20 protein-coding genes and 1 tRNA gene are annotated in these 22,710 nt (G+C 38.2%); 9 read left to right on the forward strand and 12 right to left on the reverse strand.

Translation table 11 applies throughout. From position 1 onward, the window contains the following. Positions 1-5 precede the first annotated feature (5 nt). From ftsA to ICG50_RS04520, 5 genes are all read left to right on the forward strand, one after another. Entirely contained in the window at positions 6-1,385 is a 1,380-nt protein-coding gene (ftsA, locus tag ICG50_RS04500) for a cell division protein FtsA (protein ID WP_187659727.1), read from the forward strand. A 101-nt stretch (positions 1,386-1,486) separates the two neighbouring features. Further along, on the forward strand, positions 1,487-3,457 hold the full coding sequence (gene ftsZ, locus ICG50_RS04505; RefSeq protein WP_187659728.1) for a cell division protein FtsZ: 1,971 nt from the start codon (positions 1,487-1,489) through the stop codon (positions 3,455-3,457). A 252-nt stretch (positions 3,458-3,709) separates the two neighbouring features. Continuing rightward, on the forward strand, positions 3,710-4,159 hold the full coding sequence (locus tag ICG50_RS04510) for a GatB/YqeY domain-containing protein (protein WP_187659729.1): 450 nt from the start codon (positions 3,710-3,712) through the stop codon (positions 4,157-4,159). Positions 4,160-4,246: 87 nt separating this feature from the next. Next, positions 4,247-4,320: transfer RNA gene (locus ICG50_RS04515), tRNA-Arg, on the forward strand. A gap of 45 nt (positions 4,321-4,365) precedes the next feature. Continuing rightward, the gene (locus tag ICG50_RS04520) at positions 4,366-5,181 is read left to right on the forward strand and encodes a zinc-dependent peptidase (protein ID WP_187659730.1); all 816 of its coding nucleotides are present in this window, start codon (positions 4,366-4,368) and stop codon (positions 5,179-5,181) included. A 3-nt stretch (positions 5,182-5,184) separates the two neighbouring features. Here the strand turns inward: ICG50_RS04520 and ICG50_RS04525 are convergent, their stop codons facing one another. From ICG50_RS04525 to ICG50_RS04555, 7 genes are read right to left on the reverse strand one after another with little or no spacing between them, the layout of a single operon-like run. Further along, positions 5,185-6,855: a sodium/sugar symporter gene (locus tag ICG50_RS04525; protein ID WP_187659731.1), complete on the reverse strand. Its 1,671-nt coding sequence runs from the start codon at positions 6,853-6,855 to the stop codon at positions 5,185-5,187. Position 6,856: 1 nt separating this feature from the next. Then, positions 6,857-7,909, reverse strand: a complete 1,053-nt coding sequence (locus tag ICG50_RS04530; RefSeq protein ID WP_187659732.1) for a UDP-glucose--hexose-1-phosphate uridylyltransferase — start codon at positions 7,907-7,909, stop codon at positions 6,857-6,859. A 3-nt stretch (positions 7,910-7,912) separates the two neighbouring features. After that, complete coding sequence (gene galK, locus ICG50_RS04535; RefSeq protein WP_187659733.1) at positions 7,913-9,082, reverse strand: galactokinase; 1,170 nt, start codon at positions 9,080-9,082, stop codon at positions 7,913-7,915. Continuing rightward, positions 9,082-11,490 (reverse strand): beta-galactosidase GalA, encoded by a 2,409-nt coding sequence (gene galA, locus ICG50_RS04540; protein WP_187659734.1) that lies wholly within the window; start codon positions 11,488-11,490, stop codon positions 9,082-9,084. Before galA ends, galK begins: the two co-directional genes overlap by 1 nt. Before the next feature lie 3 nt (positions 11,491-11,493). Then, positions 11,494-12,510, reverse strand: a complete 1,017-nt coding sequence (locus tag ICG50_RS04545) for a glycoside hydrolase family 53 protein (RefSeq protein WP_187659735.1) — start codon at positions 12,508-12,510, stop codon at positions 11,494-11,496. Positions 12,511-12,512: 2 nt separating this feature from the next. Then, complete coding sequence (locus ICG50_RS04550; protein WP_187659736.1) at positions 12,513-13,580, reverse strand: glycoside hydrolase family 53 protein; 1,068 nt, start codon at positions 13,578-13,580, stop codon at positions 12,513-12,515. Between the two features lie 2 nt (positions 13,581-13,582). Next, on the reverse strand, positions 13,583-14,629 hold the full coding sequence (locus ICG50_RS04555; RefSeq protein ID WP_187659737.1) for an aldose epimerase family protein: 1,047 nt from the start codon (positions 14,627-14,629) through the stop codon (positions 13,583-13,585). A gap of 103 nt (positions 14,630-14,732) precedes the next feature. Between ICG50_RS04555 and ICG50_RS04560 the strand changes: the two genes are divergently transcribed. Continuing rightward, positions 14,733-15,731 carry a GntR family transcriptional regulator gene (locus tag ICG50_RS04560; protein WP_187659738.1) on the forward strand — a complete coding sequence of 333 codons (999 nt, stop codon included), beginning with the start codon at positions 14,733-14,735 and terminating at the stop codon, positions 15,729-15,731. A gap of 5 nt (positions 15,732-15,736) precedes the next feature. Here ICG50_RS04560 and rpe read toward each other — a convergent pair whose 3' ends face one another. The 5 genes from rpe to ICG50_RS04585 form a co-directional block, all read right to left on the reverse strand. Beyond that, positions 15,737-16,399, reverse strand: coding sequence for a ribulose-phosphate 3-epimerase (gene rpe, locus ICG50_RS04565; protein WP_187659739.1), 663 nt, complete (start codon positions 16,397-16,399; stop codon positions 15,737-15,739). A gap of 236 nt (positions 16,400-16,635) precedes the next feature. Then, a complete protein-coding gene (locus ICG50_RS04570) occupies positions 16,636-17,499 on the reverse strand; it encodes a sigma-70 family RNA polymerase sigma factor (RefSeq protein ID WP_121311792.1) in 864 nt (287 codons plus the stop codon). 142 nt (positions 17,500-17,641) lie between these two features. Beyond that, a complete protein-coding gene (locus ICG50_RS04575) occupies positions 17,642-19,789 on the reverse strand; it encodes a polyribonucleotide nucleotidyltransferase (protein WP_187659740.1) in 2,148 nt (715 codons plus the stop codon). Between the two features lie 152 nt (positions 19,790-19,941). Further along, the gene (gene rpsO, locus ICG50_RS04580) at positions 19,942-20,211 is read right to left on the reverse strand and encodes a 30S ribosomal protein S15 (RefSeq protein ID WP_187659741.1); all 270 of its coding nucleotides are present in this window, start codon (positions 20,209-20,211) and stop codon (positions 19,942-19,944) included. Between the two features lie 106 nt (positions 20,212-20,317). Beyond that, a complete protein-coding gene (locus tag ICG50_RS04585; RefSeq protein ID WP_187659742.1) occupies positions 20,318-20,773 on the reverse strand; it encodes a GAF domain-containing protein in 456 nt (151 codons plus the stop codon). A gap of 70 nt (positions 20,774-20,843) precedes the next feature. On the opposite strand from ICG50_RS04585, the gene xrtF reads away from it, so the two are divergent. From xrtF to ICG50_RS04600, 3 genes are read left to right on the forward strand one after another with little or no spacing between them, the layout of a single operon-like run. Then, on the forward strand, positions 20,844-21,401 hold the full coding sequence (gene xrtF / locus ICG50_RS04590; protein ID WP_187659743.1) for an exosortase family protein XrtF: 558 nt from the start codon (positions 20,844-20,846) through the stop codon (positions 21,399-21,401). Continuing rightward, complete coding sequence (locus ICG50_RS04595; RefSeq protein WP_187659744.1) at positions 21,376-21,822, forward strand: exosortase F system-associated membrane protein; 447 nt, start codon at positions 21,376-21,378, stop codon at positions 21,820-21,822. The genes xrtF and ICG50_RS04595 overlap by 26 nt, the downstream gene beginning before the upstream one ends. 56 nt (positions 21,823-21,878) lie before the next feature. Next, the gene (locus ICG50_RS04600) at positions 21,879-22,709 is read left to right on the forward strand and encodes an ATP cone domain-containing protein (protein ID WP_187659745.1); all 831 of its coding nucleotides are present in this window, start codon (positions 21,879-21,881) and stop codon (positions 22,707-22,709) included. Position 22,710: the final 1 nt, after the last annotated feature.

Below are 22,710 nucleotides of genomic sequence, written 5' to 3' on the forward strand. Positions count from 1 at the left end.
AGATTATGGAAAAAGAGAATATTGCAGTCGGATTAGACATTGGGACAACCAAGATTGTGGCCATGATTGGCAAGAAAAATGAGTACGGAAAATTGGAAATTTTGGGTGTCGGAAAATCCAAAAGTCTTGGTGTGGCTCGTGGCGTTGTTAACAATATCACGCAAACGATTCAATCCATTCAACAAGCAGTTCTTGAAGCAGAAAATAATTCAGGTTATAAAATAAACGATGTGGTGGTTGGTATTGCCGGACAACACATCAGAAGCATACAACATACCGATTACGTAATCAGAACAAACCCTGAAGAAGTAATTAGCGGAAGAGACATCCAATTGTTAATCGACCAAGTAAACAAATTGGCAATGCTACCGGGAGAAGAAATTATCCACGTATTGCCACAAGAATTTAAAATCGACGGGCAATCGGAAATCAAAGAACCCATCGGAATGTACGGTGGCAGATTGGAAGCGAGTTTCCACGTGGTAGTCGGACAAGCGTCTTCTATCAGAAATGTTGGAAGATGTATTCAAAGTTCAGGCATTGAATTGTCAGGATTGACTTTGGAACCTTTGGCTTCAGCCGATGCGGTTTTGAGTCAGGAAGAAAAAGAAGCCGGAGTAGCGTTGATTGACATAGGTGGTGGAACCACAGATTTGGCCATTTTCAAAGATGGAATCATTCGCCACACAGCGGTTGTACCTTTTGGAGGAAACGTAATTACCGATGATATCAAAGAAGGTTGTTCAATTATTGAAAAACAGGCAGAGTTATTAAAAGTTAAATTCGGCTCTGCATGGCCGGGAGAAAATAAAGACAACGAAATTGTTTCCATTCCGGGTTTACGCGGAAGAGATCCCAAAGAGATTTCGCTTAAGAATTTATCGAAAATTATTCACGCCAGAGTAGTGGAAATTATCGAGCAGGTTTTCACCGAAATTAAAGCCTACGGACACGAAGATCCACGCAAGAAATTGATTGCCGGAATCGTTTTAACTGGTGGTGGTTCCCAATTGAAACACATCAAACAATTGGTGGAATACATCACAGGAATGGACACCAGAATCGGTTATCCAAATGAGCATTTGGCAGGCAATTCGGGTGAAGAAATTTCAAGTCCGTTATATGCTACCGCAGTAGGATTGGTTATGAACAGCATCGAAAACAATTCGAACAGTGCTTACAAAATTGAATTAAAAGAGGTAGCTACTGAAGCGCCAAGACAAACCATTCAACAACCGGTTTTTGAACCTAAAGAGGAAGAGATTACCAATGAAGTAATAGTAGAAGAAAAGCCTGAACCTGAAACTACGGAAAGTAAAATCAGACGCTCGTTTTTTGACCGCTATGTGGACAAGATTAAAGATTTTTTAGATAACGCAGAGTAAAGTGTGCAGTGGTCAGTTTATAGTGATCAGTAGGGCAAGTTGGAAAAAATAAATAAGACAAAACAGAATACAAAATATATAATACCTAACACCAAAATAGTATGATAAGCAACTCAGAATTTGGAAGCATCTCATTTGATTTACCAAAGAATCAATCAAATGTGATCAAAGTAATCGGTGTTGGTGGCGGCGGAAGTAACGCTATCAATCACATGTTCAAACAGGGAATCAAAGGTGTAGATTTCATCGTTTGTAATACCGACTCACAAGCACTTCAAAACAGCCCGGTGCCTAATAAAATTCAGTTGGGTGTAAACTTAACCGAAGGTCTTGGCGCAGGTGCTAACCCGGATGTTGGACAACAATCCGCATTGGAAAGTGTGGGCGACATTGAAAAAATGTTGGACAGCAATACCAAAATGGTTTTCATCACAGCCGGTATGGGCGGTGGAACCGGAACCGGTGCAGCTCCAGTTATTGCGCAATTGGCCAAAGAAAGAGATATTCTTACCGTTGGTATCGTGACAATTCCTTTCCAATTTGAAGGAAAAGTGCGTTCGGAACAAGCCTTGTTGGGTGTTGAAAAATTAAGAAAACAAGTAGATTCTTTGATTGTTATCAATAACAATAAATTGAGAGAAGTGTACGGGAACTTAGGTTTCAAAGCAGGTTTCTCTAAAGCTGATGAAGTATTGGCTACCGCTTCTCGTGGTATCGCGGAAGTAATTACACACCACTACACACAAAACATCGACTTAAAAGACGCCAAAACCGTACTTTCCAATAGCGGCACTGCCATTATGGGTTCTTCTATCGCTACCGGTGATAACCGTGCTAAAGAAGCCATCATCACCGCTTTAGATTCTCCTTTGTTAAATGATAATAAAATCTCCGGTGCTAAAAACGTATTGTTGCTTATCGTTTCAGGCTCAAGCGAGATTACTATTGATGAAATCGGAGAAATCAACGACCACATCCAATCGGAAGCTGGCTTTAATGCCAACATTATTATGGGAGTTGGTGAAGACGAAACGTTAGGGGAAGCGATTGCCGTAACTATTATCGCGACAGGTTTCAACGTTGAACAACAAAACGGTATCGTAAACACTGAAGTGAAGAAAATTGTTCACGCTTTAGAAGACGATCAAAAATTGGTGCGCGACTTAACGCAAAAACCGGTGGAAGTTTTCCAAAGTATTGTTGATACGCCAAAAGCTGAAGTAAAAGAAGAAAAAATCGTATTCGAATTAATCGAAGAAGAGATAGAAATGCCAACAGTAGCCACTGCAGCTATTGATGACAACGAATTAATCGCGATGAACCAATTCATCCGCAATTTAGACGTGACTTTCGAAATCGTTTCGCCTATCATGGACATCGATTACAAAGTAACTACGCCTGAAGTACGCGAAATGAAAGTGGTTGAACCACAAAACATCATCGAAGAAGAACAAATCACTTTCACTTTTGATATGCCTGCTGCGACGCCGGTATTCGAAAAAGTGGAAGTAGTAGAAGCAGTTCAAGAAGTGGAAGAAAGCAGAATCGTTTTCGATTTGTCTGAAGCCAATGAAATTGTGGTAAACGAGCCTGTACAATTCGTTCCGGTAACGGAATTGAACGAAGGTGGCGTAATCAAATATTCTTTGGAAGAGTACATGGAGTTAGAAAACGACTTATTGAATTCTAAACCGGCGGCCAAAATCGTTGAAGAGCCAATCGCTGAAGAGTTAAACATCACCATGAAACAAGTTGTGGAAACCGAGAAACCTCAAACCACTTCAGTTAATTACTTCGATGACGCTTCTCCGGTAGAAATGACTATCGAAGAAACCTTGAAACACAGAGCGGACGAGCGCAGAAGAAAATTAAAAGAGTTCAATTACAAATTCCACAACAATCCGTCAAGAATTGAGGAAATGGAAAAAGAACCGGCTTACAAAAGATTAGGGGTTGAACTGTCAAACAACGCCGACAATAGCTCAAACTCAAGAATGTCATTGGGAACTGATAGTAACGACGATTTACAAATCAGAACCAACAATTCGTTCTTGCATGATAATGTAGATTAGTCTGCCATTTTTTCTAATCGGATGACCCGAAAATTTCACTGAGATTTTCGGGTTATTTTTTTTACCTTCGCAGTGCTTTTTAGGCTAGTCCCAAATTTAGTTTGGGAAGCGAAAGGTTCGGGCAGTTTCAGTAATCCATTTTCCCGCTGTCCGCAGTATCTCTTCGAGGATACTTGCTCCCATCGGGGCTAAAAAGCCAATCATTTAGAGAAACTAAGAAGTCTAATTATCTAACAATCTAATAATATAAATATGAGTTTAGAAACACAAATCATGGACGAAATGAAAAACGCCATGAGAGCCAAAGATACCGTCGCTTTAGAAGCTTTAAGAGCCATAAAATCAGGCATCATTTTAGCCAAAACCGAAGCCGGTGCCAGCGATACTTTATCTGCAGAAGATGAAATTAAATTGTTGCAACGTTTGGTTAAGCAAAGAAAAGACAGCGCCAACATTTATACCGAGCAAAACCGTGCCGACTTAGCCGCACCCGAGTTAGCCCAGGTAGCCGTAATCGAAAAGTTCTTGCCCGCACAATTATCAGAAGAAGAAGTTGAAGCTACGGTTGCAAAAATTATCACTGAAGGCGGTTTCTCAGGCATGGCATCCATGGGACAAGTTATGGGCAAAGCCTCAGCTGCCTTAGCCGGTAAAACCGATGGTAAAACCATTTCGACTATCGTTAAAAAATTATTGACCTAATGAAGATTATTAGACTACTTAGAAAGTTAGACTTCTTAGATTCAATCTAACGAATCTAAAAATCTAAGAAGTCTAATTATCTAAAACGGCTGCGTAGTTCAACTGGATAGAATATCAGATTTCGGCTCTGAGGGTTGGGGGTTCGAATCCCTTCGCGGTCACACAAAGCTCAAGAATTACTTGGGCTTTTTTTATATCTTTAGCCAATGGAAGTTATTTTTATCATACTGGTTGGCCTGCTTCTTTTAGGCGCTTTTTTCTTCTTCTTTTTTATGTTTATCATGAGTGTGCTCGATGATATCTCAATCGCTCTTCTCCACAGACCGCTTTATATCCATCTGTATTTGAATCCAAAAAAAATAAGCCCTGAAGAAGAATCTTTTCTAAGACAAAAGTTTCCTTTCTATCAAAAGCTTTCAGAAAAACACAAAGTGTATTTTCACCACCGGTTGGCGACTTTTAAAGAAACCTATCAATTTATACCCAGAGAGGATTTCCAAATCAATAGAGAAGTACAAACCCTGATTGCCGGAACTTATGTGATGTTAACCTTTGGCATGCGACGTTATCTGATTACTTCTTTTGATAAAATCATTATCTATCCAAAAGAATATTATTCCAGCCATACAGAACAATACCACAAAGGAGAATTCAATCCGAGAATGAAAGCAGTGGTCTTTTCCTGGAAAGATTTTATGGACGGATACGAAATTGGTAATGATAATTTAAACTTAGGCATTCACGAGTTTTCTCATGTCATCCATCACCATAGTTTGCGAAGCGATGACGGCAGTTCGTTGGCTTTTCGAAAGCAGCACGATCGACTTCACAAAGAAGTAAGTCATCCGCCCAACAGACAAAGACTAATCGATTCCGAGTATTTTCGGATTTATGCCTATACCAATCATTTCGAATTCATTTCGGTCATCATTGAACATTATTTTGAAACGCCTAGTGAATTTAAAATGCAATTCCCGGAACTGTTTGATAACGTTAGCAAGATGCTGAACCACAAACACTAATTACTACCAGAATATTGTATACAAAGCCGCTAGTATAGATACGATTACCAACATTCCTACGGTAAAACTCGGCGACATTTTAAACATCGTTTTATCAACTTCTAAACCGTTTGGTTTAACCCCTTTGCGAGTTTCATATATACTGATAAAGTACATGCCAATTACACAAATGGCGAATACAAATCCCATACGGTCAATAAACGGAATTTCGTAAACACCCTCGGCATTCGGCACTGCAAATCCCATCGGATTAAAGAAAGATAAATCGACAAAAGCCGGCATAAACTTGAATAGAATAGAGAATATGAAACCGCCAATGGTAGCAAAGAGTGCCGCATTAGAAGTCGTTTTTTTCCAGAAGAAACCAAGAATAAACATCGCAAAAACACCCGGACTCACAAAACCGGTATATTCCTGTATGTATTGGAAACCGCCTTTTTTGTCAATCCCTAAAAACGGAGCAACCACCACAGCAATAATCATCGCAGTAATGATGGTCAGTTTTCCAATGTTGACTAATTTTTTCTCATCGGCATCAACATTCAGTTTGGTTTTATAAACGTCTAAAGTGAATATCGTGGCAATGCTGTTGGCTTTTCCGGCTAACGAAGCTACAATCGCAGCGGTTAAAGCGGCAAAGGACAATCCTTTTAAACCAACCGGCAATAAGTTCAATAAAATAGGATACGCTCTGTCAGGATTCACGGTTCCGTCTTGCAACATCTCGGTTTGGAAATGTCCGTTTTGGTATAAAACATAAGCGGCAATTCCCGGTAAAACCACAATGATTGGCATTAATAATTTTAAGAAAGCGGCGAATAGAATTCCGCCACGAGCGGTTTTTAAATCGGCACCCAAAGCTCTTTGCGTTATGTATTGGTTACAACCCCAATAATTCAAATTGATAATCAACATACCGCCAATCAACACCGACAATCCCGGTAAATCCATATAATTCGCATTCGATTTGTCGAAAATCATATGGAAATGGTCATCCGCTTTCTCTCGCATCAGGTTAAATCCGCTGATTACGCCTTCGGAACCAAATTCGGTAGCCACTAAATTCAAAGCCAAATAAGTTGTCACCAATCCGCCCAAAATCAAAAAGAACACCTGAATTACATCGGTATAACCAATTACTTTCATGCCGCCCAATGTAATCATCACCGCGAAGAAAGCTAAGAATATCATGCAAAAAGTAATGTTCAAACCAGAGATACTGCTAATCGCCAAAGCGCCTAAATATAAGATAGAAGTCAGATTGACCAACACGTAAAGCAACAACCAAAACACCGCCATAATCATTGCTACATTGCTGTTGTAACGCTTGTTGAGATATTGCGGCATCGTGAAAATTTTGTTTTTCAAATACACCGGCATAAAGAAAATCGCAACAATTACTAACGTTGCCGCTGCCATCCATTCGTATGTGGCAATCGCCAATCCCATTTTGAAACCGCTACCACTCATCCCAATAAATTGTTCGGCACTGATGTTACTCGCAATCAATGACGCACCAATCGCCCACCAAGTCAGCGAACCTTCAGCCAGGAAATAATCGTTACTACTGGTTTGTGCTTTCTTTTTTCGGTTGTAAATCCAAAATCCGTAGCCGACAATAATGACGAAATACGCGAAGAAAACAATATAATCTTGGGTGGCTAAAGTTTGCATACTAGGTGGTTTTAGTTTTGTAATATTGGTTTGGTAAGTCTCTTAAAATTTTGGCACTTTGTTCCGGTGAAATATCGCGTTGCGCTTCGCCTAGCATTTCGTAGCCGACCATGAATTTTTTCACGGTAGCGCTTCGCAACAATGGCGGATAAAAATGCATGTGGAAATGCCACTCAGGATGCGAAACCCTATCGGTAGGTGCTTGGTGAATTCCGGAAGAATAAGGAAAAGACGTTTCAAAAAGATTGTCGTATTTCACGGTAATGCCTTTGATGATTTCGGCGAAAGCTTTGGTTTCTTCGTTGCTCATCGCGATGATATTGCCAAAATGTCTTTTGCTGATAATGATGGTTTCATAAGGCCAAGTTGCCCAAAATGGCACTAAAACTGCAAAGTGTTCATTCTCTAAAACGATGCGTTCTTCTTTTTTTAATTCTTGGTCTAAATAGTCTTTAAGTAAGCTGGTTTTGTTTTTTTCGTAATAGGCGCGAAGGCTTTTTTGTGTTTTCTCAACTTGTGTCGGCAAAGATGATTGCGCCCAAATTTGCCCATGTGGATGAGGATTACTGCAACCCATAACGCTGCCTTTGTTTTCAAAAATCTGAACATAATTGATAAAATCGTGACTGCCCAATTCGATGTATTGTGCTGCCCAAGTTTGGACTACTTTTTCAATCGCTTCGACTTCCATTTCAGGCAATGTTAAGTTGTGTTTGGGGGAAAAACAAACCACTTTGTTGATGCCGCGTTCCGGTTTTAATTGGAATAGAGATTTTGCTTTATTTTCAAAAGTAACTTCTTCTTTCAGTAGTGCCGAAAAGTCATTTTCAAACACATAACAATCAGTATAATCGGAATTTTTTACGCCATTGGCACGAACATTTCCGGCGCACAAATAGCAATCTGCGTCGTGTTCAGGGCGATGGTCTGCGTGAACGGTTTCTTTTTGGCCTTGCCATGGTCGCTTGGCGCGATGTGGCGAAACCAAAATCCATTCGTCGAGCAACGGGTTGTATCTTCGGTGTGGATGTTCGTTATGGTTGAATTGTGTCATGAGTTAGTCTTTGTAAAGCGAGGTGCCTTTTGAAATTTTTACTTTGTAAGCTTTTAATTCGATGTCAAAGGCGTTTCGGTATTGGGCTGATATTTTTTCGATTAATTCATTTTCAGAGCCTTTTTCAATCAGATTGATGGAACAACCGCCAAAGCCGCCACCCATCATTCTTGAACCAAGAACTGATTTTTCGTGTTGTACGGCATCGACTAAAAAGTCAATTTCATCACAACTCACTTCGTAGTCTTTGGACAAACCTTCATGCGTTTCCGACATTAATTGTCCTAATCTTTTAAAATCAGAATCGTTCAAAGCCTTTGCGGCATCAAGTACACGTTGGATTTCTTTGACCACAAAATGACAACGTCTGAAAATGACATTGCCTAAAGTTTCTTTCAACTCCAAAACCATGTCTTCAGTACAATCTCTGAAAGTTTTCACCTGTGGAAAATGGTTTTTTATTATCGCTAAACCTTGTTCTACTTCTTGTCTTCTGACATTGTAGCCAGAAGTCAAATGCGTATGTTTTACATTGCTGTCCAATAAAAGTAACGAATATTTCTTGAAATTGGCTTTGTAGTACTCATATTCCAAAGTATTGCAATCGAGTTTGATTACACTATTTTTTTTACCAAAAACTGAGGCAAATTGGTCCATAATGCCACAATTCACACCCACAAAAGTGTGTTCGGATTTTTGACCAATTAAAGCGATTTCTTCTTTGGTTAAACCCAAATTAAACAGTTTATTCATCGCATAACCAATACCACATTCTAAAGCGGCTGAGGAAGAAAGCCCGGCACCCATTGGGATTGTACTACTGAAAACCATGTCAAAACCTTTTAGGTTGTAACCTCTTTTTTTGATTTCGTGTAAAACGCCCAGTATATAATTCGCCCACATTTTTTCGATGGGTTTTAGGTCGTCATTTAAGTCAAATTTGTAGGCTTCGTTGAGATCTTTGGCAATAAGGGTGCAATCGGAATCGTTGTTTTTGGAAACGGCAAAACAAATGTATTTGTTGATGGCCGCCGGCATGACAAAACCATCATTGTAATCCACGTGTTCTCCTATAATGTTGATTCTTCCCGGCGAAAGGAAAATAGTTTCGGGTACTTTTTGAAAGATTTTTTCAAAATGTTCCGTGGTGTGTTGGATGAGTTTCTTCTTCATTATTTAGATTGTATAATTGTTGAAGCTGAAACCAATCCGTTCGCTTTGGCTTCTAATTTTATGGAACCAGCTGTTTTTCCTGCCAAAATAATCACTTGGCATTTTCCGTTGAAAGCACTTCGTTGCCAAGCGCCATCTCTGCATTTATCCGGTTCGTGTGAACTTGGATCACCGTTACCCACGCCAATGATTTTGGCATCGCCGGTTAGATAAAACTTAACCATATTATCGGCAATTGGCACTTCGCGTCCTTTGTCATCACTGATGGAAATATTGACTACGGTAGCATCTTTTCCGTCGGCGGTTAAAATGGTTTTGTCCGGAGTTAATACCACGTTGTAAGCTACGCCGGTAGTTTCCACTTTTGAAGTCAGTTTTTTGCCTTTTTTGTAACCAATGGCTTCCAGTGTTCCGGGTTCGTAGTTGACAGTCCAATTCAAATGGCTGTTTCTCGGCATCACTTTTTTACCTAAACTTTTACCGTTTAGAAATAATTCTACTTCGTCAGCATTAGAATTTACCCAAACTTCAATTGGTTTGCCCACTTTTTCCGGCCAGTTCCAATGCGGTGAAATGTGTAGAACGTCTTCGTTGGTCCACCAACTTTTATAGTAGTAATAAATGTTTTTCGGGAAACCGCAAACATCCATAATCCCGAAGTGTGAACTGATATTAGGCCATTTGTAAGGTGTTGGTTCACCGCGATAATCGAATCCGGTCCAGACATAACCGCCCAACCAAAAATCATTTTCAGCGGCCAATTTCCACCAAGTTTCTGCTTTACTTGCCCACCATGGATGGGTGATATCTTGGTCTGGTACATAAGCTCTGATTCTGTCTTTTTCATAAATGCCGCGCGTCGTAACGGTACTTCCCATTTCGGTTCCCAATAACGGTTGGTTCGGATGATCTCTATGGTAATCCGCTACAGCATATTCCCGATAATTGAATCCGCGAATCGGAATTACTTCGTTTACACCTTTAAAAACATTGGGCATATCAGCAGCATAAGTGCTGGTTCTGGTTGGGTCTAAATCTTGTTGAATGGCCAATAGGGTTTGGGCAATTTTTTTTCCATAGTCGTTGCCTTGTATGTTTTGTTCTTCATTTCCGATTGACCATAAAAATACGGATGGATGATTCCTGTCGCGTTTGATTATTCGTTTGAATTGGTCTACATATTCCGGACTACTGTTTAACAAACGTTGTTCATCTAAAACCAACATGCCTAAGCTATCGCAAGCATCCAAAAGTTCGGGAGTTGGTGCATTATGGCTTGCTCTATAGCTGTTTGACCCCATTTCTTTCAACAATTTTACGCGATAATATTGCAAATAATCGGATAGTGCACTTCCAATTCCTGCGTGGTCCTGGTGGTTGTTGGTGCCTTGAATCTTGAGATGTTTTCCGTTTAAGAAGAATCCTTTATTGGCATCAAATTTTACCGTTTTGATTCCGAAACGCGTTTTGGTTTGGTGTACAATTTGGTTCCCTGATTTTACCACCGAAATCACTCGGTACAAATAAGGATCTTCTAACGACCATAGGCGAGCGTTGCTCAAATTTATTTTTTGCTTGACCGAAGTGTTTTTATGAACGCCTAAAGCAATTTTTTGTTCCGAAGTTTTGGCTAAAACTTTTCCGTTTCTATCGGTAATGTAACAGTAAACGGAGCCGTTGGAAGTTTGTAAATTATTGTTTTGAACTGTAGTTTCAATATTTACAATAGCATTTTTCCCTTTTACTTCAGCATGTACAAAAACGCCATCACTCGGAATAAATACTTTTTCGGTTATATTTAACCAAACGTGGCGGTAAATTCCGGCGCCTTCATAAAACCAACCTTCATATTGTGTGGCATCCACCCGAACGACCATTACATTTTCTCCTTCAAAATTAATGTAATCGGTAACATCGTAAGAATTGCCAACGTAGCCACTAAAATTGGTGCCGACATAAAATCCGTTAATCCAAATTTCAGCATTTCTGTAGATGCCATCGAATTGAAGTTCGAAACGCTTGTTGCTTTTTGATTTATCAACTGAGAAATGCTTGCGATACCAGCCAATACTTGTCTCAGCATAGATTCCGCCAACCGGTTTATAACCGTGACTGTCCATTTCCACTTGAGGAGAATTTACAAAAGGAAGTTCGACAACCCAATCATGAGGAACGTTTACGGATGCCCAAGCAGTATCCACAAACTTTGGATTCACTACAGTCGTTGCAAATACGTTAGATTTATGAAGCAAAGCGGTTTTGCTGTAATCAAAATCTTTTTCCGGATTAGCGGCATGACCAAAATGGAACTTCCAATCTTCGTCGAGGCTTATTTTTTCTTGCGCATTAGCCGTGAAGCCAATAGCTAAAATGACCACAAGAATATATTGGTACTGTAATTTTTTCATGTTTTAATTTTCTTTAAAAGCATCCAATGCCGGTGAAGGTTTTCCGTCAGCTTGCCAAGCACTAAGCGCGTAATGACTCCAGCTTTTGGCGCCTTGCGGTTCCCAATAGAGTACGCCAATTCCTTTGTTGTTAGGAACATTTTTTACCGCTTTAATTGTGGCTGCTAAAAGTTCGTAAGTATTTTGCACTTTGTCATCTTCACCACCAACTTCAACTACCATGACTTCTTTGTCGTAGCGTTTGGCCATATCGTTTAGGTTGAACTGCAAATCAGCTATGGTTTCAGAATAGTCTTTTTTTATCCAATACGGATAATAAGATAATCCAATCACGTCGTATTTCACCTTTTGTTCCGTAGCATTGTCGAAAAACTTTCTGAATTTGGCGTTGTTGTTGCCTTCGTCGACATGAACAATTACTTTGATATTTTTATCCACGGCTTTTACCGCATCGTAACCTTTGTTTAATAATTGTCCGAGTTGGTGCCAATTATCGGTGCTGCCTTCGGGCCACATCATACCGCCGGGAATTTCGTTACCGACTTGAACCCATTCCGGTGTAACTCCGGCAACTTTTAAAGCATTGATTACGTCAAAAGTGTGATTGTAAACATCGTTAAGTAATTCAGGGAAAGAATGTTTTTCCCAAGCTTTGGGTTTGAACTGTTTTGCCGGATCAGCCCAAGAATCAGAGTAGTGAAAGTTAATCATGATTCGGAATCCCATTTTTTGGGCGCGTAATGCCATCACTACGGTTTCTTCTTTACTGCAATGGCCGCTGGCTTTGTCGTCATTTGGATTTACCCAAACTCTGAGACGAATAGAGTTCATGCCACGGTCTTTTAACAGTTGCAGACAATCTTTTTCACTGCCATCTGAATCGTAGAATTTATACCCTGTGGCTTCCATTTGGGGTAACCAACCGACATCGGCACCTTTTGAAAAAGCGGCTTCTTTATTTTGTCCAAAGCTTACTTCAGTTATCAGAAGTATCAAAAAGATCATTGATTTTAGTTTCATAATTATTCAGCATTGAATACCTCCAAAACCGGAAGTGAATTGTTATTAAAATCCCAAAGTGATTGGTTTTCCCAGGGCGAACCGTTGGTTGATGTTGGTCCTCTGAAAGCTACCCATTCAGCACCCCAATAGCAAAATCCAATGCCGTGAGTACTTTGGTTTATGGTGTTTTTTATTGTGGAAAGAAATGATTTTTGGCCAGTTTCAGTTGCCGCAAACGCAGGTAGAATTTGACTTGGCAAGCCTATAATATTATTGGTGTAATCATTGTATCCGAAAGTAAAAGGGTAAGCAGTTTCGGCGATGATTACCTTTTTATCATACAATTCGCCTAATGTGTTCATCGTGTTTTGCAGTGTAACCAAACTACTACCATGCCAAATCGGGTAATAAGAAAGACCAATGTAGTCGTAATCGATATTGGCTACTTTGCTGTAATACCAATCTGCGCCTGATGTTCCGGCGTGGTGTAACATGATTTTGGTTGTGGTAGATTGGCTTCTGATGGCTGCACTCGCACTTGAAACCAGTTCCAAATATTGGGTTTCATTAGTCGATAGTCTTCCTTCCGGCCAAAGCATACCGTCGTTGGTCTCGTTTCCGATTTGGAAAATATCAGGGTCAATTTCAGTCATTACCAAATTGGTATAATCAGAAACTGCTGATTTTAAGGCTGTAAAACTCATGCTTTGCCAAGCGGCAGGTTTGGTTTGGTTCGCCGGATCAGCCCACGTATCAGAATAATGTACGGTTAGCCATACTTTTAAACCGGCAGCTTTCACTCTTAGGGCAAAGGCTTTTACTTCAGCCATTCCAGAATGTGCGTTGGATGGATTTTGCCAAAGACGCATTCGAATGGCATTGCAACCTGCATTTTTTAAAGTTATAATTGGGTCTTCATTTACGCCGTTGTGTTTATAAATTGTGCCTTCGCTTTCTATTAAAGGTAAATAAGACATGTCGGCACCGCGAATAAATTCGTCTTCTAAGATTGGTTCGTTTTCAGAATTACTGTCTGAAGAACAAGAGAATAATGAGATTGAAAATAAAATAAAAAGTATCTTTTTCATAGCTATAGATTTTCAAATTTGAATGTGGTTTGGTGTAAATATTCTTCATTTTTTCTTAAGACGGAGTTTGGAAAATGGCTGTGATTTGGAGCGTCCGGGAAATTTTGGGTTTCAAAACAAATGGCACTTGCTGGGTGATAATCGGCGTTTTCTTTTGCTTTGATTTGGCCGAAACAATTGCCACCAACATAAACGTGAACTCCGGGTTGATTGGTAAAAACCGTCATTTTTATTTTAGTGTTTTCACTGTACAGAGTTGCCGCTTCTTTGCTTTCTAAAACAAAAGTATTGTCTATAATAATTGGGCAGTTTTTTGGACTTGAAAAATCGAAAGTATGGTTTTTTAAGTCGGTATAATTTCCTGTCGGAATCAATTCAGTTGTGGTTTCCAGTATGTTTTTGGCATTGATAAAAAGTTTTTGAGAAGCGATATCTTTTGTATGTCCGTCAAGATTGAAATAACTGTGTTGGGTTAAATTGATTATAGTGTCTTCGGTTGATTTGGCTTGAAAAGTTACTTTGAGTTCGTTGTTTTCGGTTAAAGTGTAAGTAACTTTTACGTTTAATTCTCCGGGAAAATTTTCTTCGTTAGCCAAACTTGTATATTCTAAAGTGATAGAAGGATTTATATCTTCGTAGATTGAAGTTACTTCCCAAAACTTTCGACTAAAACCTTCTAATCCACCGTGAATTTGATGGGATTTGTGGTTTTTGGTTAGCTGTACTTTTTCTCCATTTAATTTGAAAGAAGCGTTGTTGATTCGTCCGGCATATCTTCCTACAACCGTTCCGAGATAAGGCGCGCTTGGTAAATCAAACGAATTAATGTAGTCTTCTAAAGTATCAAAACCCAGAACTACATCCGTTTTTTGTCCGTTTGAAGTTGGGATTTTTATCGAGGTAATTGTTGCGCCATGATTGATTACAGAGCATTCCATGCCGTTTTTATTAGTCAAAGTATAGCAAAGAACTTCTTTATTGTCCGGTGTTGTCCCGAACAATTTCGTATTTATACTACTGTTAATTTGTGAAATATGATTTTTTATCATGACATTTTTATCAATCTTATAACGAAATTATTGTTTTATCTTTCTTGTCCATACCACTACCTACCGGTTTTTTTGTAACTTACCACCAGTTAATTGTATTTAGATGAAAATCATCAATATAAACCCTAATTCGGCCCAACCGAAATACAAGCAAATTGTATTATCGGTAGAAATGGCTATAGCCGAAAAGCGATTGAAACGCGATGAGAAATTACCTTCGGTAAATAAAGTCAGTTTGGAATTTTCAATTTCGCGGGACACGGTTTTGTTGGCTTATGACGAATTAAAGAGACGCGGAATTATCTACGCGGTTCTGGGCAAAGGTTATTATGTGAAAAGTGTTGAATTTACTTTGGAACAGAGAATTTTTCTGCTGTTTGATGAGTTGAATGCTTTTAAAGAAGATTTGTATACGTCCTTTTTATATCATGTGAATAAGAACTTTCAGATTGATATTTTCTTTCATCATTTTAATTTGGAGATGTTTAAAAAATTGGTAAATGAAAGCAAAGGCAATTATTCGAAGTATATAATAATGCCCTCTAATTTGGAGATTCCAAACGATGTTATTAAATCATTGCCATTGAACGACACTTATATTTTAGACCAAACTACGGAAGTTTTCAAGGATTATCCGGCGGTTTATCAGGATTTTGTGGCCGATATGTATGATGCTTTAATGAATGGATTGGATAAAATCAAAAAGTATGAAGAGTTGATTTTGATCTTTCCCGGAGATAAAGAACCGATTGGAATGGTGACCGGATTTCAAAAATTTTGTTCTGAAAATAATTGTCAGCATTCCGTTGTTTCGACTTTTGAGAAGGATGAGATAATGAAAGGTAGTTTGTTTATTATTCCAAGTGACCGACATTTAGTAAATGTGATTGAGCAAGCTAAGATTCAAAACTTGTCCTTGGGTATTGATTACGGAATCATTTCTTATAATGATACTTCTCTTAAAAAAGTAGTGGAAAACGGCATTACAACCATTTCTACTGATTTTAATGAAATGGGAAAGATTTTGGCTGAAATGATTAATACTAATTTGAAGTCGCATATAAAAAACGACTCCAAATTAATATTAAGAAATTCTATTTGATAAGATTATAAAGTTGTGATTTTCTTTAAATCAACGATAGTTTGCATTGGATTGTCTGCTTTAAAAACAAAGTTTCCGGCCACTAGAACATCGGCTCCGGCTTGCACTAATCTTTTGGCATTTTTGTCGGTCACGCCGCCGTCAATTTCAATAATGGTTGAAGCGTTTTTGCGGATGATTAGTTCTTTTAGTTTCTCAATTTTTGAGTAAGTATTTTCGATAAAAGATTGTCCGCCAAAACCAGGATTTACACTCATTAAGCAAACCATGTCAATGTCTTTGATGGTATCTTCCAAAAGCGCCACATTGGTATGCGGATTTAAAGCTACACCGGCTTTCATGCCTTCAGCTTTGATGGCTTGTAGTGTTCGGTGTAAATGAGGGCATGCTTCGTAGTGTACCGTTAAAATGTTGGCACCTAAACCGGCAAAAGTTTTGATGTATCTATCGGGGTCAACAATCATTAAGTGTACGTCGATTGTTTTTTTGGCATGTTTTGAAATCGCCTCCAAAACCGGCATTCCGAATGAGATATTCGGAACAAAAACACCATCCATAATGTCGATGTGGAACCAATCGGCTTCACTGGCATTAATTATTTCGATATCGCGTTGTAAATTGGCAAAATCGGCTGCGAGAACTGATGGTGCAATAATTGTGTTTTTCATTTTATAAAGTATGTGTGTTGTTGATGCAAAGATACTTTTTTGCCACGAATGCACGAATAAATGATGGGTGATTTCTATAAAAAGTAAAACTCCGGTAATCAGCCGGAGTTTCAATCATCAATCAAAAAACGAACAGTTAATCAGACTGTTGTTGCCTTTATTAGTCTAATGTCATAATGTCGAAAGTCCTAACGTCAAAAACTTTATGACTTTGGACGTTTGACTTTAAGACTTAATTATCCTAAATATGTTTTTAAAATTTTACTTCTAGAAGTATGTTTTAATCTACGGATTGCTTTTTCTTTAATTTGACGCACACGTTCACGAGTTAAATCGAAAGTTTCTCCAATTTCTTCTAAAGTCATTGGGTGTTGGTCACCTAAACCAAAGTACAAACGAACTACGTCGGCTTCTCTTGGGGTTAAAGTTTCTAAAGAACGCTCAATTTCAGTACGCAATGATTCATGAATCAATTCTCTGTCCGGATTTGGCGATTCTCCTGAACGCAAAACGTCGTAAAGGTTAGAATCTTCTCCTTCTACAAGTGGTGCATCCATTGATAAGTGACGACCTGAGTTTTTCATAGACTCTTTTACATCATTTACGGTCATGTCTAATTCCTTTGCAATTTCCTCAGCAGAAGGTGCGCGTTCGTTAGATTGCTCTAATAAGGCGTACATTTTGTTGATTTTATTGATAGAGCCAATTTTATTCAAAGGCAAGCGTACAATACGAGATTGTTCCGCTAGAGCTTGTAGAATAGATTGACGAATCCACCAAACGGCATATGAAATGAATTTAAAACCACGAGTTTCATCAAAACGTTGAGCAGCTTTAATCAAACCTAAATTTCCTTCGTTAATCAAATCGGGAAGTGTTAAACCTTGATTTTGGTACTGTTTTGCTACAGAAACTACAAAACGCAAATTAGCTTTTGTCAATTTCTCCAAAGCTCTTTGATCTCCGGCTTTAATCTTTTGGGCTAATTCCACTTCTTCATCGGCAGTAATTAAGTCTACTTTTCCGATTTCTTGTAGGTACTTGTCTAAGGAAGCAGTTTCACGGTTGGTTACCTGCTTGGTGATTTTGAGTTGTCTCATTTAATGTATCTCCTTTACTTTAAAGTGTTCTTGGGTTGTACGTGCAAAAAACCAAAAAAGTTACAATTTTTTAATAATAAATTTAAAAACCCCGATTCTTTTTGTGAATCGGGGTTTTTTATGAATTAATATATTTAGAATATTAACCTTGTGGAGCGTCTTTTTTCTCTTCTCTTGGAGGTCTTGGTAAAAGTGCTTTTTTCGACACTTTTTCTTTTCTGGTTTTTGGGTCAACACCTAAGTATTTTACCATAAACACATCGCCCATTTTTACAACGTCGGCAACGTTTTCTGTTCTTTCCCAAGCCAATTCTGAAACGTGTAATAAAACTTCATTTCCTGGAGCAGCTGTATATTCTACAACGGCACCAAAGTCAAGCATTTTAATTACTTTAACTTCGTAAGATTCGCCAACTGTCGGTTTGAAAATGATAGAATCAATTTTCGCTAATACAGCTGCAATTCCGTCCGGATCAGTTCCTAAGATTTCAACTACACCTTGCTCGTCCACTTCGTTAATAACGATAGTAGTTCCCGTAGCTTTTTGTAATTCTTGAATCACTTTTCCGCCAGGTCCGATTAAAGCACCAATGAAGTTACCAGGAATGGTTCTCATAATGATTTTTGGAGCGTGAACTTTAACGTCAGTTCTTGGTTGGGCTAATGTTTCAGTCAATTTTCCTAAGATATGCAAACGGCCATCACGAGCTTGAGCCAAAGCTTGCTCCATGATTTCGTATTTCAATCCGTCAATTTTGATGTCCATTTGGCAAGCGGTAATTCCTTCTGAAGTTCCGGTTACTTTGAAATCCATATCGCCTAAGTGATCTTCATCACCTAAGATATCAGAAAGAACCGCGAAACGATCACCGTCAGTAATCAATCCCATAGCAATTCCTGAAACCGGGCGAATCATTTGAACTCCGGCATCCATTAAGGATAATGTTCCTGCACAAACAGTTGCCATTGAAGACGAACCATTAGATTCTAATACTTCAGAAACCACACGGATTGTATATGGACAATCGGCAGGAATCATATTTTTTAACGCTCTTTGAGCCAAGTTTCCGTGACCAACTTCTCTTCTTGAAGTTCCTCTTAACGGACGAGCTTCTCCTGTTGAAAATGGTGGGAAATTATAGTGTAAATAGAATTTTTCTTCTCCTTGTTCAGATGGAGAATCAATTTGGTTAGCTTCTCTAGATGTTCCTAAAGTTGCTGTAGCCAAAGCTTGGGTTTCTCCACGAGTAAATAAAGCCGAACCGTGTACCGATGGTAAATAATCTACTTCACACCAGATTGGTCTGATTTCAGTAGTTTTTCTTCCGTCTAAACGAGTTCCTAAATCTAAAGTTACATTACGAACCGCTTCTTTATTGGTTTTGTAGAAATATTTAGAAACTAAATCTCCGTTTTCTGCCAATTCTTCTTCAGTAAATAATGCTTTTACTTCTTCTTTTACCGCATCAAAAGCCGCTGAACGTTCGTGTTTTGCCGAACCTTTGCTAGCAATAGCGTAAATTTTATCATAAGCCGCTGCTTTTACTTTGGCGTAAATAGCTTCGTCTTCTTTTTCTTGTTCATAGGTACGAACTTCTTTTTTTCCAAACGCTTGAGCCAATCTTTCTTGGGCTGCAATTTGTACTTTAATATGTTCGTGAGCAAATTTGATGGCTTCCACCATTTCCTTTTCTGAAATCTCTTTCATTTCACCTTCTACCATAGCGATAGAATCAGTAGAAGCACCAATCATCATGTCGATATCAGACAATTCTAATTGGGCACGAGATGGATTGATGATAAATTTACCGTCAATTCTTCCCACTCTGGCTTCAGAAATTAGAGTTTCAAATGGAATGTCAGACAAAGCTAGCGCTGCTGAAGCGGCTAATCCTGCTAAGGCATCCGGCATCACTTCATCATCATGAGACATTAACTGAATCATAACCTGAACTTCTGCATGGTAATCACTTGGGAAAAGCGGACGTAAAACACGGTCTACTAATCTCATGGTTAATACTTCGTTGTCACTTGGACGAGCTTCTCTTTTGAAGAAACCACCAGGGAAACGACCTGCTGCGGCAAATTTTTCGCGATAATCTACCGTTAACGGTAAAAAGTCGATACCCGGACTTGCTTTTCTTGCGGATACTACTGTTCCTAAAATAACAGTTTTTCCAATTCTTACTACTACAGAACCGTCAGCTTGTTTCGCCAAACGTCCTGTCTCGATTGTGATGCTTCTGCCATCACCTAAATCGATAGTTTCTACAAATAATTGTGGAATCATAAATTATTCTTTTTTAATTTTACATTGGTCTCCGCCTGTCGACAGAATTAGTTGTGTTGTAGTAGTTGTTGTGTGTAACCCAATGAAAAACCGAAACTTTTCTCTTTTTTATAAAACAAAAAGAGGCGCGCAAGCACCTCTTTAGATATGTATTATTTTCTAATACCTAATTCTTTGATAATCTCACGATATCTGTTGATCTCTTTTTTCTTCAAGTAGTCAAGAAGACTTCTTCTTTTACCTACTAAAAGTACTAACGAGCGCTCAGTGTTGTAATCGTGACGATTTTTTTTCAAGTGCTCTGTTAAGTGAGAGATTCTGAAAGTAAACAAAGCGATTTGCCCTTCAGCAGATCCAGTGTTTTCAGCTTTTCCTCCGTGTTTAGCGAAGATTTCAGCTTTTGTTTCTTTAGTTAAATACATTCCAATATTATTTTAAATGATTATTATGTATGAAATGAGGTTTTCTCAATTCGAGTGCAAAGGTAAAAATAATTACGAATTACGAATTATAAATTGCGAATTATTTTCAAAAAAGTTTGGCAACTTCCTCATTTACAAACTCTAAAAATCTTTCATCCGCTTCAGTAAAAGGATCAATCACATGACTGTCGATATCGATTTGGCCTATGTTTACACCGTTAACAAAAAGTGGGACAACGATTTCCGATTTCACTGTAAAGCTACAAGCAATGTAATTGTCTTGAGCCGATACATCAGGAACGACGAAGTTCGCATTAGATTCTGCGACTTGTCCGCAAATGCCTTTTCCAAACGGAATTACGGTATGATCGGTTTCGGCACCAACGTAAGGTCCAAGATGTAATGTTCTGTTCTCGTGATTGGCAAAATAAAAACCAACCCAATTGTAGTAATCAACATTGTCCGATAAGAATTGACAAAGTGTTTTTAATTTTATATCTCTTTCTGTATTCACTTCAGAAAGAATGGCTGTAACTTGAGGTTTTAAGTTTTCGAAATTCATTTTCAATTTTTTATGCAAAAGTAACGACTGCGCTTTTTTTATTTTATATAAATTTGTTAAAAATTCTATTTTGAAGAATCTGCTACAGCAATACAAACCGTTTTTACTTTTTCTGGGGAAATTTTTGCTGACCTATTTGTTGCTGACTATTATTTATCAGTCTTATTTAAGCCGATTTGATGCGTCAAAAAATGAAGTCGATTCGTTTTCACAATTAGTGGCCAATCAAACTAAATCTGTCCTAACTTTATTTGATACCGAAACTTACATTGAGTCACATCCAACAGAACCAAGCATAAAAATCATTTACAAAGGACAATATATATCCCGAATTATTGAAGGTTGCAACGCGTTAAGCGTGATTATTCTGTTCATTTCATTTGTCATTGCCTTCACTGGGAAATGGAAAAAAACGCTTCTTTTTATTCTACTGGGAAGTGTTTTAATTCATGTTTTAAATATCGCCAGAATCGCTTTACTTTGTATAGCATTGTACAGTTTCCCGGAATACGAACACATACTACACGGCGTTGTTTTTCCGCTTGTTATTTACGGAATCGTATTTTTGCTTTGGGTCATTTGGGTCAATAAATTTTCATTACATGCTACAGTTGCTACTAAAAAATAAATCGAAAGTGTTTTGGTCTTTGTTTTTGATCGGATTGTTAATCTGCATCCGATTTTTTGAAGACAATTTGTTCTACGACCCGTTTTTGGCTTATTTCAAAAGCGAATATGCGCATGCGAAGTTGCCTCAGTTCAATGTTTTTAAATTGTTTTTTAGTTTGGGTATGCGATTTTATTTCAATTCGGTGATTTCGTTGTTCTTGTTGTATGTGATTTTTAAAGACACTAAAATTGTCAAGTTCTCTATGTTGCTTTATATGATTTTAGGGTCAATACTAATGATAAGCTTCATTTTTGTACTGACTTTCTTTGGCGAAGAAAACAAAATGACCCTATTCTACCTCAGAAGATTTCTAATCCAGCCGATTTTTATAATGCTTTTTATTCCGGCGTTTTATTACCAAAAACTAGCCAAAAAGTAAGCGATTTTTCGTAACTTTACTAAGGTTGTTTAAACTGAAATTTAATTTCGTTTACCATGAAAATAGTAAAGCATTCGGGAAATATTGTTGATTTTAATCGGGACAAACTTAAAAATTCTCTACTCAAATCGGGCGCCAACAAGCATGTAGTAGAAGATATTTTACAAGAAATTGATAAACAAATCTACGAAGGCATTTCCACCAAAAAAATCTACAAGTTGGCTTTCGGATTGTTAAAAAAAGTTTCTAATTCTAATGCGGCGCGCTATAATCTCAGAACTGCTATTCAAATGCTTGGGCCAGCTGGGTTTTTCTTTGAAAAATACATCGCACGTTTGTTTATTTCTGAAGGTTATTTGGCGCAAACCAACTTACTATTGTCGGGAAAATGTGTTGGACATGAAGTAGATGTTGCGGTTAAGAAAAATGAACAGGTAGAAATGATTGAATGTAAGTTTCACCCCAAAAGCGAAACCAATTCAGATGTAAAAGTGCCTATGTACATTCTTTCCCGTTTCAATGATTTAAAAGACAGAAGTCATCCTATTTTTAAGCAAAAAGATAAAATTTCAGGCTGTTGGATTGTGACCAATAACCGATTTACAGGCGATGCGACGGCTTTTGCGCAATGTTCCGGACTACAATTGCTGAGTTGGGATTATCCTGAAAAAGCAAGTTTGCGGAAAAGAATTGATGAAGGACAATTGTATCCAATCACTTGCTTGACTACTTTGACATTGGCTGAAAAAGACAAACTGTTGGTGCAAGATATTATTTTGGCAAAAGAAATCATCAATAATATGGCAGCCCTTGAACAAATTGGCTTGAGCCCTATTCGAATCAAAAATGTGATTAAAGAAGCTTCCGAGCTTTGTAAATATATTTAAA

Source organism: Flavobacterium buctense (genome assembly GCF_014486695.1).
In the GTDB taxonomy this organism is placed as follows: Bacteria; Bacteroidota; Bacteroidia; order Flavobacteriales; family Flavobacteriaceae; genus Flavobacterium; species Flavobacterium buctense.

Excerpts from the sequence above, each read along its gene's own strand:
- ftsA (WP_187659727.1), top strand. The coding sequence starts at position 6 with ATGGAAAAAGAGAATATTGCAGTCGGATTAGACATTGGGACAACCAAG.
- ftsZ (WP_187659728.1), top strand. The coding sequence starts at position 1,487 with ATGATAAGCAACTCAGAATTTGGAAGCATCTCATTTGATTTACCAAAG.
- ICG50_RS04510 (WP_187659729.1), top strand. The coding sequence starts at position 3,710 with ATGAGTTTAGAAACACAAATCATGGACGAAATGAAAAACGCCATGAGA.
- ICG50_RS04520 (WP_187659730.1), top strand. The coding sequence starts at position 4,366 with ATGGAAGTTATTTTTATCATACTGGTTGGCCTGCTTCTTTTAGGCGCT.
- ICG50_RS04525 (WP_187659731.1), bottom strand. The coding sequence starts at position 6,855 with ATGCAAACTTTAGCCACCCAAGATTATATTGTTTTCTTCGCGTATTTC.
- ICG50_RS04530 (WP_187659732.1), bottom strand. The coding sequence starts at position 7,909 with ATGACACAATTCAACCATAACGAACATCCACACCGAAGATACAACCCG.
- galK (WP_187659733.1), bottom strand. The coding sequence starts at position 9,082 with ATGAAGAAGAAACTCATCCAACACACCACGGAACATTTTGAAAAAATC.
- galA (WP_187659734.1), bottom strand. The coding sequence starts at position 11,490 with ATGAAAAAATTACAGTACCAATATATTCTTGTGGTCATTTTAGCTATT.
- ICG50_RS04545 (WP_187659735.1), bottom strand. The coding sequence starts at position 12,510 with ATGAAACTAAAATCAATGATCTTTTTGATACTTCTGATAACTGAAGTA.
- ICG50_RS04550 (WP_187659736.1), bottom strand. The coding sequence starts at position 13,580 with ATGAAAAAGATACTTTTTATTTTATTTTCAATCTCATTATTCTCTTGT.
- ICG50_RS04555 (WP_187659737.1), bottom strand. The coding sequence starts at position 14,629 with ATGATAAAAAATCATATTTCACAAATTAACAGTAGTATAAATACGAAA.
- ICG50_RS04560 (WP_187659738.1), top strand. The coding sequence starts at position 14,733 with ATGAAAATCATCAATATAAACCCTAATTCGGCCCAACCGAAATACAAG.
- rpe (WP_187659739.1), bottom strand. The coding sequence starts at position 16,399 with ATGAAAAACACAATTATTGCACCATCAGTTCTCGCAGCCGATTTTGCC.
- ICG50_RS04570 (WP_121311792.1), bottom strand. The coding sequence starts at position 17,499 with ATGAGACAACTCAAAATCACCAAGCAGGTAACCAACCGTGAAACTGCT.
- ICG50_RS04575 (WP_187659740.1), bottom strand. The coding sequence starts at position 19,789 with ATGATTCCACAATTATTTGTAGAAACTATCGATTTAGGTGATGGCAGA.
- rpsO (WP_187659741.1), bottom strand. The coding sequence starts at position 20,211 with ATGTATTTAACTAAAGAAACAAAAGCTGAAATCTTCGCTAAACACGGA.
- ICG50_RS04585 (WP_187659742.1), bottom strand. The coding sequence starts at position 20,773 with ATGAATTTCGAAAACTTAAAACCTCAAGTTACAGCCATTCTTTCTGAA.
- ICG50_RS04595 (WP_187659744.1), top strand. The coding sequence starts at position 21,376 with ATGCTACAGTTGCTACTAAAAAATAAATCGAAAGTGTTTTGGTCTTTG.
- ICG50_RS04600 (WP_187659745.1), top strand. The coding sequence starts at position 21,879 with ATGAAAATAGTAAAGCATTCGGGAAATATTGTTGATTTTAATCGGGAC.